This is a genomic window from Streptomyces kryoterrae, from assembly GCF_054072135.1.
The window spans coordinates 9,744,121-9,753,786 of the sequence record NZ_CM133358.1 but is presented as its reverse complement, the minus strand read 5'-3'; the positions used below and the strand labels follow the sequence as shown (position 1 = coordinate 9,753,786).

At 74.4% G+C, this 9,666-nt stretch carries 1 protein-coding gene; it reads right to left on the bottom strand.

The features are described from left to right. Positions 1 to 196: 196 nt before the first annotated feature. The gene (locus tag ACW4TU_RS43485) at positions 197 to 9,661 is read right to left on the bottom strand and encodes a type I polyketide synthase (RefSeq protein ID WP_457422812.1); all 9,465 of its coding nucleotides are present in this window, start codon (positions 9,659 to 9,661) and stop codon (positions 197 to 199) included. Positions 9,662 to 9,666 lie beyond the last annotated feature (5 nt).

Here is a 9,666-nt window from a genome sequence, read left to right as displayed (position 1 = left end):
TGGTTCTGCCGCTGGTTTCTGCCTGCCGCGCCGGGCACGGGCGGAGGGGAAGGGCTTCTCCGCCTGCCTCCGGGCGTTCGGGCGCTCCGCTGCGGGCCTGGTTGTTGACGCTATGGGGCGGGTGGGGGGCTGTAACCCCCAGAAGGGGTCAGCCGTCCCCCTAGAGTTCGGGCGGCCCTCTAGGGGGCGGCTGCGCTCACCGGATGCCGAACTCGTCCCCGATGAGGCTGAGCAGTTCTTCCGTGCTCGCGGCGCCGAGGTCGTCGGTGTCGTCCGGGCCGGTGGCCCCTGGGGTGCCGGGTGTCTCTTCGAGCTTGGCGAGAAGCACGCGCAGCCGCACGGCGAGCGAGGCCTCGCGGCCGGGGTCGTCGGAGGGTGTCCGGAGGGCTGTTTCGAGGGACTGGAGGGCGAGCAGGGCCGGGTCGGGTGCCTGTACGGGGGTCAGGTCGAGCCCCTCGTGGAGGAGTTCGGCGAGGTCCCTGGGCGTTGGATGGTCGAAGATCAGCGTCGCCGGCAGGCGCAGGCCGGTGAGGACGGAGAGCCTGTTGCGCAGGTCGACGGCCATGAGGGAGTCGAAGCCGAGGCTCTTGAAGGGCTTGGCCTGGGGTACGGCCTCCGCGGTGGGCAGACCGGCGGCGGTGGCGGTCTCGGCCCGTACCAGTTCCACCAGGGCGGTGGTGCGGTCGGTCGCGGAGAGCGGCAGCAGCCGTTCGCGCAGACCGGCCGCCGAGGAAGCGGCCGGCCGGGCGCCGGTGCGGGGTCCCGCGGCGTCTGCGGCGAGTCCGCGCAGCAGTACGGGGGTGGTCGGCGAGTCCGCGTCCAGGGCCGAGGTGTCGAGCCGTACGGGGACGGCGACGCTCTCGCCGGCGGCGACGGCGGCGTCGAACAGGGCCATGCCCTCGCGGGGGTCGAGCTGGCGCAGTCCCGCGCGGGCGATGCGCTTCAGGTCGCTCTCGGCGACACCCGCGGTCATGCCCTCACCACGCTGCCAGGGGCCCCAGCCGAGGGAGAGGGCAGGCAGTCCGTCGGCCGCCCGGCGTTGGCACAGGGCGTCCGCGAAGGCGTTGGCGGCGGCGTAGTTGGCCTGGCCCGCGCCGCCCATGGTGCCTGCCAGGGAGGAGAAGACGACGAACGCGTCCAGGCCGAGCGGGGCGGTCAGTTCGTGCAGGTGCTCGACCGCCTCGGTTTTGACCGGCAGGACCGCGTCGACCTGTCCGGGGGTGAGGGCGGTGAGCGTGCCGTCGTCGACCGTGCCCGCGGTGTGGACGACCGCCCGCAGGTCGTCGACGGTGTCCAGGAGTGCGGCGAGCGCGGCGCGGTCGGTGACGTCGCAGGCCACGGCGCGCGCCGTCGCGCCCAGTTCGGCGAGTTCGGTGATCAGTTCCGCGGTGCCGGGGGCGTGCGGGCCGCGTCGGGCGGCGAGCACCAGGTCGCGTACGCCGTGCCGGGCGACCAGGTGCCGGGCGACGAGGCGGCCGAGGGTGCCGGTGGCGCCGGTGACCAGGACGGTGCCGGTGGTGGGCCAGGGGTCGGCCGCTGCTTCCGTGGCCGGGGTCAGGCGGGCGAGGCGCGGCACCAGGAACGTGTCGCCGCGCAGGGCCAGTTGAGGCTCACCGGTGGCCAGTGCGGTGGCGACGGCCAGGGGCAGCGGGGTGGTGGCGCCGGGCAGGTGGTCGACGAGCAGGACGCTGCCGGGGTTCTCCAGCTGGGCGGAGCGCGCCAGTCCCCAGACGGCGGCGCCCGCCGGGTCACGGACCGTGTCGTCCGTGCCGGTCCGCACGGCGCCCGAGGTGCACAGCACCAGCTGTGTTCCGGCCAGGGCGTCGTCCGCCGTCCACTGCTGGAGCAGTGACAGGACGCGGTGAACGGCGTCGCGGGCGGCGGCTGCCGTCGGTTCGGCGGGTGGCAGCGGGACGACGACCACGTCGGGCAGCGTGGTGCCGGCGCGCAGCGCCGTGAGGTCGGGGTGGTACTCGACGGTCTCGGCGGTCAGCAGGAGTGGCTCCGCCTGGACGCGGGCGGCGAGGTCGCCGAGGACCGCGAAGCGGCCCGGGACCTGCCCGGCGGGGGTGGCGGGGGCGTCCTCGATGCCGGTCCACTCGGTGCGCAGCAGCCATTCGGGGCGGATGCGCACGGTCTCCAGCCGGTCGCTGGAGGTGGGCCGCATGTGCAGGGCGGCCACGGAGGCGACGGGCCGGCCGGACGGGTCGGTGAGTTCGACGGCCACCCGGTCCTCGGCGAGGTCCCGGACGTGGACCCGCAGCAGGGTGGCGTCCTGCCCGTAGGTGGTGACACCCCGCCAGGCGAACGGCAGCAGCGGGCCGCCGGTGGTGGGTGCCGAGGGGCGGAAGGCCAGGGAGTGCATGGCCGCGTCGAGGAGGGCCGGGTGGACGGCGAATCCGCCGCCCGCCGGCTCGGGCAGTGCCACCTCGGCGAACACCTCGGTGCCGCGTCGCCAGACGGCTGTCAGGCCGCGGAAGGCGGGCCCGTAGGTGAAGCCGTGGTCGACGAGGTCGTCGTAGAAGGTGTCGAGGGCGACCGGTTCGGCGTCCTGCGGGGGCCAGGCGGTGAGCGGCGGCGGGGTGGGGGCGGCGGGCGGGGTGGGGGCCAGTGTTCCCTCGGCGTGGGTGGTCCACGGGTCGTCGGGGGCGGTGCGGGCGTGGACGGACAGGGTGTGGTGGCCGGTGTCGTCGGCCGGGCCGACGCTGAGCTGGAGCTGGACCGGTGCGTCGGCGGGCACCAGCAGCGGGGCGGCCAGCGTGAGTTCGTCGAGGTGGTGGCAGCCGACCTCGCCGCCGGCCCACAGGGCGAGTTCGACGAAGCCGGTGCCGGGGAAGAGGACGGTGTCCAGTACGGCGTGGTCGGTGAGCCAGGGCTGCGCCGACGTGGACAGTTCGCCGGTGAACAGGGTGGTGCCGTCGGTGGCCGACGCGATGCGGGCGCCGAGCAGTGGGTGTCCGGCGGGGCCCAGGCCGAGCGCGGCGAGGTCACCGGTGGCGGCCGGCCGGGGATCGGGCCAGTAGCGGCTGCGCTGGAAGGCGTAGGTCGGCAGGTCGAGGCGGTCGGCTCCGCTGCCCGCGAAGAAGGCGGACCAGTCGACGTCGGCTCCGGCGAGGTGGACGTGGGTGAGGGCGGTGGTCAGGGCCTCGTCCTCCGGGACGTTCCCGCGCTGTGCGGGCACACACACGGGCGGTTCGGCGGTCGCGGCCGTGTGCGCGTCGAGGCAGTTCTGTGCCATGCCGGTGAGCACACCGTCCGGGCCGGCCTCCAGGAGGACGGTGACGCCTTCGGCGGCCAGGGTGCGCACCCCGTCGGCGAAGCGGACCGTCTCCCGGACGTGCCGGACCCAGTAGTCGGGCGAACAGGCCTGCTCGGGAGTGAGGAGGGCGCCGGTCACGTCGGAGATCATGGGGATGGTGGGCGGGCGCAGGTCGAGGCCTGCGACGACCTGGGCGAACTCGTCGAGCATCGGTTCCATCAGCGGCGAGTGGAAGGCGTGACTGACCGTCAGGTTGCGGGTGCGCAGGCCTTGTCCGGTGAACTCCTCCTCAAGTGCTGCCAGTTCCCCGGCCGGTCCGGACAGTACGACGGAGCCCGGTGCGTTGACCGCCGCCACCGCGACCGACGGGGGCAGCGTTCCGGTCACCCGGGCCTCGTCGACGGAGACGGCCAGCATGCCGCCGCCGGTGGGCAGTTGCTGCATCAGACGGCCCCGGGCGGTGATCAGCCGGCAGGCGTCGGGCAGGGTCAGCACATCGGCGATGTGGGCGGCGGTGATCTCACCGACGGAGTGGCCGAGGAGGTAGTCGGCTCGCACGCCCCAGCTCTCCAGCAGTCGGTAGAGGGCTGTTTCGAAGGCGAACAGGGCGGGCTGGGTGTACTCGGTGCGGTGGACGGCCTCGCTGTCGGGGACGTCGGTGCCCGTGCCGAGGACGATCTCGGCGAGCGGGCGCGGCAGTTCCGGGTCGAGGTGCAGACAGACGGCGTCGAAGGTCTCGGCGAAGACCGGGTGGGCGTCGTACAACTCCCTTCCCATGCCGAACCGTTGGGCTCCCTGCCCGGTGAAGAGCACCGCGAGCGCCCCTTCGCGGGCGGTGCCGCGCAGCACTCCGGGCGGCAGTTCCCCGGCCGCGAGGGCGGTGAGAGCGGCGGTCGCACCGGCGAGGTCGTGGACCGTGGCTGCGGCGCGGTGTTCGAGGGCGGCCCGGGTGGTGGCGAGAGCCCGGGTGAGATCGGCGGCCTCGGGGGCGTCCGTCACCCGGTCGAGGAGCCGGGCGGCCTGGGCGCGCAGGGCGGGTTCGTCGTGGGCGGAGAGCAGCAGGGGCCAGGGGCGGGGCTTGGGCACCGTGCGCTGTCCGGCGGTGTCCTCGGCCGGTGCCTGTTCGAGGATGACGTGGGCGTTGGTGCCGCTGATCCCGAAGGACGACACACCCGCCCGGCGTGGACGGCCCGTCTCCGGCCACGCCCGTTCCCGCGTCAGCAGTTCCACCGCGCCGGCGGACCAGTCGATCTGGGGTGACGGCTCGTCCACGTGCAGGGTCTTCGGCAGCACGCCGTTGCGCATCGCCAGTACCGTCTTGATGATGCCGCCGACGCCCGCCGCCGACATGGTGTGGCCGATGTTCGACTTCAACGACCCCAGGTAAAGGGGCTGTTCGCGGTCCTGCCCGTACGTCGCCAGCAGGGCGTGCGCCTCGATGGGGTCGCCGAGCCGGGTGCCGGTGCCGTGCGCCTCCACCGCGTCGACGTCGGCGGCCCGCAGGCCCGCGGCCTCCAGCGCGTCGCGGATCACCCGCTGCTGCGCCAGCCCGTTCGGCGCCGTCAGCCCGTTGGAGGCACCGTCCTGGTTGACCGCCGACCCGCGTACGACGGCGAGCACCCGGTGTCCGTTCCTGCGCGCGTCGGACAGCCGTTCCACCAGCAGTACACCCGCGCCCTCCGACCAGCCGGTTCCGTCCGCGGACGCCGCGAAGGCCTTGCAGCGGCCGTCTTCCGCGAGTCCGCCCTGGCGTTCGAAGTCGGCGAAGAGCGAGGCGTCGGGCATGACGCAGACGCCGCCGGCCAGGGCGAGGTCGCACTCGCCGGAGTTCAGTGCCTGGGCGGCGGTGTGCAGGGCGACCAGGGAGGAGGAGCAGGCCGTGTCGACGGTGACCGCCGGGCCCTCCAGGCCGAGGACGTAGGAGACCCGGCCGGAGACCACGCTGGTGGCGGTGCCGGTGACGGCGTATCCCGCCATCTGTTCCGAGCCGGGCGGGAAGAGCAGCGAGTAGCCGAGTCCGGCGGCGCCGACGTAGACGCCCGTGCGGGTGCCGCGCAGTGTCGTCGGGTCGATGCCGGCGCGTTCGATCGCCTCCCAGGAGGTCTCCAGGAGGAGCCGCTGCTGCGGGTCCATGGTGAGGGCCTCGCGGGGGGTGATGCCGAAGAATCCGGCGTCGAAACCGGCGACGTCGTCGAGGAAGCCGCCCCGTGCGGCGTCCTGGGCGCGCCAGCCCCGGTCGCGGGGGAATCCGGTGATGCCGTCGCGGCCCTCGGTGAGCAGGCGCCACAGGTCGTCGGGGTCGGTGACGCCGCCGGGGAAACGGCAGGCCATCCCGACGATCGCGAGGGGTTCGCCGTCGGCGGCGCGGCGGCGGGCGAGGGTGGTGGCCGTGGGGGCCGGGGTGGTCGCCACGGCCCGGGTGCCGAACAGTTCGGCGTACAGGGCCTGCACCATGCGCCGTGGCGAGGGGTGGTCGAAGACGACCGAGACGGGCAGGCGCAGGCCGGTGGACGTGGCGAGCCGGTTGCGGAAGTCCACGGAGGTCAGCGAGTCGAAGCCGAGTTCCTTGAACGGCCGGGTGGCCTGCACGGCGTCGGGGTCGTCGTGTCCGAGAGCCGCGGCGGCGGTGTCGCGGACGAGGCGCAGGAGGACGCCGGTGCGTTCGGTCTCCGTGAGGGGCGTGAGGCGTCCACGCAGTGATCCGTCGTCGCCCGACGGCTCGGTGACGACGGTTCGGCGGGGCCGGGCGGGCCGGACCGCTGGGGCTGATCCGGCCTGGGCCCGGCCGTCGGCGGCGGCCGGGGTGAGGAGTCCGGCGGGACCGGTGGGACGCAGCAGCAGGGCGTCGGCGGTGGCCACCGGGGCGCCGGTGCTGTCGGCGAACAGTACCGAGACGGTGGTGTCCCCGGTGCGGGTCAGCCGGACGCGCAGCCGGGTGGCGCCGGTGGCGTGGAGTTCGACGCCGCTCCAGGAGAAGGGGACGGCCGTTTCCCGCCGGTCGCCGCCGAGTGCGTACAGCGCGTGCAGGGCGGCCTCGGAGAGGGCCGGGTGGAGGCCGAAGCGGGCGGCCTCTCCTGTGTGCCCGGCGGGCAGCCGCACTTCGGCGTGGACCTCGCCGTCCGTGCGCCACAGCTCGGTCAGCAGGTGCTGCTGGTAGGAGAAGCCGTCGGCGGCGAGCCGTTCGTGCAGTTCGGCGACCGGTACGGGCTCGGCGTCGGCCGGTGGCCACACCGTCAGGTCGGCGGCGGGGGCACCCGCTTCGGGGACGAGGGTGCCGGAGGCGTGCAGGGTCCAGTCGGACGCGTCGGTCCCGTCGGCCGAGGAGTGGACGGCGAGGGTACGGCGACCGCCGGCGTCGGCGCCGATCCTCACCTGAAGCCCGACGGAACCCTCGGGCGGCAGCAACAGCGGTGTGTGGAGGGTGAGTTCCTCGATTCGCGCGCAGCCGAACCGGTCGCCGGCCAGCACCGCGAGTTCGACGAACGCGGTTCCGGGCAGCACCGCACGGCCGCCGAGCGAGTAACCGGCGAGCCAGGGGTGGTCGTGCGGGGAGATCCGGCCGGTGAGGACCGCTCCCCCGTCCTCGGCGAGCCGCGTCATGGCACCCAGCAGGGGGTGGCGCAGCGGGTCGAGCCCTACGGCGCTCACGTCGCCGCCCCGGCGCGGCCCTTCGGGCCAGTGGCGGCGGCGTTGGAAGGAGTACGTGGGCAGTTCGACGCGGCGGGCGCCGGCGCCGGCGAAGACGCTTTCCCAGTCGACCGGTGCGCCGCCGGTCCAGGCCTGGGCGAGGGCGGTGCGCAGTCGGCCGGGGCCGCCCTCGCCACGGCGGAGGGTGCCGGTCACGGCGGCCTCGTGGTCGTCGTTCTCGGCACACTGCTGGACGGAGGTGACGAGGACGGGGTGCGGGCTCGGCTCGACGAACAGCCGGTGGCCGTCGGCCAGCAGTGCCCGTACGGCGGACTCGAACCGGACCGGTTCGCGCATGTTGCGGCACCAGTAGGCGGCGTCGAGACCGGCGGTGTCGTGGGGCCTGCCCGTCACGGTGGAGTAGAAGGGCAGCCGGCCGGGAAGCGGGCGCAGTCCTGCGAGGTCCGCCATGAGCTGTTCGCGAAGGGGTTCGACGTGCGGGGAGTGGCCGGGGCTGGCCGCGCCGGGAATGCGGCGGGCCTGTACCCCGTCGTCCGTGCAGGCGGTGACGAACGCGTCGCAGGCGTCGGGGTCGCCGGTGAGCGCGACGGAGGCGGGTCCGTTGACGGCGGCGATCCACAGCCGGTCGGCCCAGGGGGCGAGCCGCTCCTGGACCTGTTCCTCGGGCAGGAGGACGGAGGCCATGCCGCCGCGTACGGTCAGGGTCCGCAGCGCGCGGCTGCGCACGACGACGACACGTACCGCGTCCTCCAGGGTCAGGCCGCCGGCGATGTGGGCGGCGGCGATCTCGCCCTGCGAGTGTCCGACCACGGCGTCGGGCTCCACGCCGTACGCCCGCCAGGTCGCCGCCAGCGACACCATGACGGTGAACAGGACGGGCTGGATGACGTCGATGCGGTCGGCGTCCACCGGGCCGGGTTCGCCGCGCAGCACATCGAGGACGGGCCAGTCGACGAGTTCCTGCACGGCGGCGGCACACGCGTGGGCCTTCTCGGTGAACACCGGTTCGGTGTCGAGGAGTTCACGGGCCATGCCGAGCCACTGGGAGCCCTGGCCGGGCAGCACGAACGCCGTCCCGCCGGTGAGCGCGGAGGCGTCGGTGAGGGTGTCGTGCGGGCGCCCTTCGGCGAGCGCGGCCAGGCCGGTGAGCAACGTGTCACGGTCGGCGGCGAGGACCGCGGCCCGCTGGTCGAGGGGGGTGCGGGTGGTCGCCAGCGAGTAGGCCACGTCGGCGACCGGGAGGCCGGGGTGCTCGGTGAGGTGTTCCGCGAGGCGCCGGGCCTGGGACCGCAGGGCGGTGGCGCCCCGGGCGGAGAGTACGACGGGCAGGGGGCCCGGGAGCGGTGTGCCGGTTTCGGGTTCCGCGACGGCGGGCGCCTGTTCCAGGATGACGTGCGCGTTGGTGCCGCTCACACCGAAGGCGGAGACGCCGGCCCGGCGCGGGGTGTCGCCGTCCGGCCACGCACGGGCCCGGTCGAGGAGCCGTACGGTGCCGGTGGACCAGTCGACGAACGGTGTCGGCTCGTCCGCGTGCAGGGTCCGGGGCAGGGTGCGTTCACGCAGTGCGAGCACCATTTTGATGATGCCGCCCACGCCTGCGGCGGCCTGGGTGTGGCCGATGTTGGACTTCAGCGAACCCAGCCAGAGCGGCCGTCCCTCGGGCCGGGCAGCCCCGTAGGTGCCCAGCAGCGCGTCCGCCTCGATGGGGTCGCCGAGCCGGGTGCCGGTGCCGTGTGCCTCGACGGCGTCGATCTCGGCCGCGGTCAGTCCGGCGTCGGAGAGCGCGTCCCTGATGACGCGTTGCTGCGAGGGCCCGTTGGGGGCGCTCAGTCCGTTGGACGCGCCGTCCTGGTTCACGGCCGACCCCCGTACGACGGCCAGCACCGGATGCCCGTTGCGCCGCGCGTCCGACAACCGCTCCACCACCAGAACCCCGGCGCCCTCGCTCCAGCCGGCTCCGTCGGCGGAGGCACCGAACGCCTTGCAGCGGCCGTCGGGGGCGAGCGACCGCTGCTGGGAGAGCATCACGTGCACGTCCGGTGTGGACATCACGGTGACACCGCCCGCCAGCGCCAGATCGCACTCGCCCGCCCGCAGCGCCCGTACGGCCAGGTGGAGGGCCACCAGCGAGGACGAGCAGGCGGTGTCCACGGTGAGCGCCGGTCCTTCGAGGCCCAGGACGTAGGAGATGCGGCCCGAGAGCACGCTGTTGGAGACGCCGGTGGAGCCGTGGCCGTCGATGCCGCCCTCGGTGGCGGCCAGCAGGCTGGCGTAGTCCTGCTGGGAGACGCCCGCGAAGACGCCGGTACGGCTGCCCTTCAGCGTGCGGATGTCGAGGCCGGCGCGTTCCAGTGCCTCCCAGGAGGCCTCCAGCAGCAGGCGTTGCTGCGGGTCCATGGAGTGCGCCTCGCGCGGCGATATCCCGAAGAACGCCGCGTCGAAGGAGGCGATGTCGTCGAGGAAGCCGCCCTCGCGGACGTAGCAGGTGCCGTCCTTCGAGGAGTCGGGGTCGTAGAGGGCGGTCAGGTCCCAGCCGCGGTCGTCGGGGAAGGCGCCCACGGCGTCGCGGCCTTCGGCGACGAGCCGCCACAGGTCGTCGGGCGACTCCACACCGCCGGGATACCGGCAGGCCATGCCGACGACGGCTATCGGTTCCCGGGCCGCCGACTCCAGCTCGCTCAGGCGCCTGCGCGTCCTGTGCAGGTCTGCGGCGACCTGCTTGAGGTAGTCGCGGAGTTCGTTGTCATCAGCCATGTGAA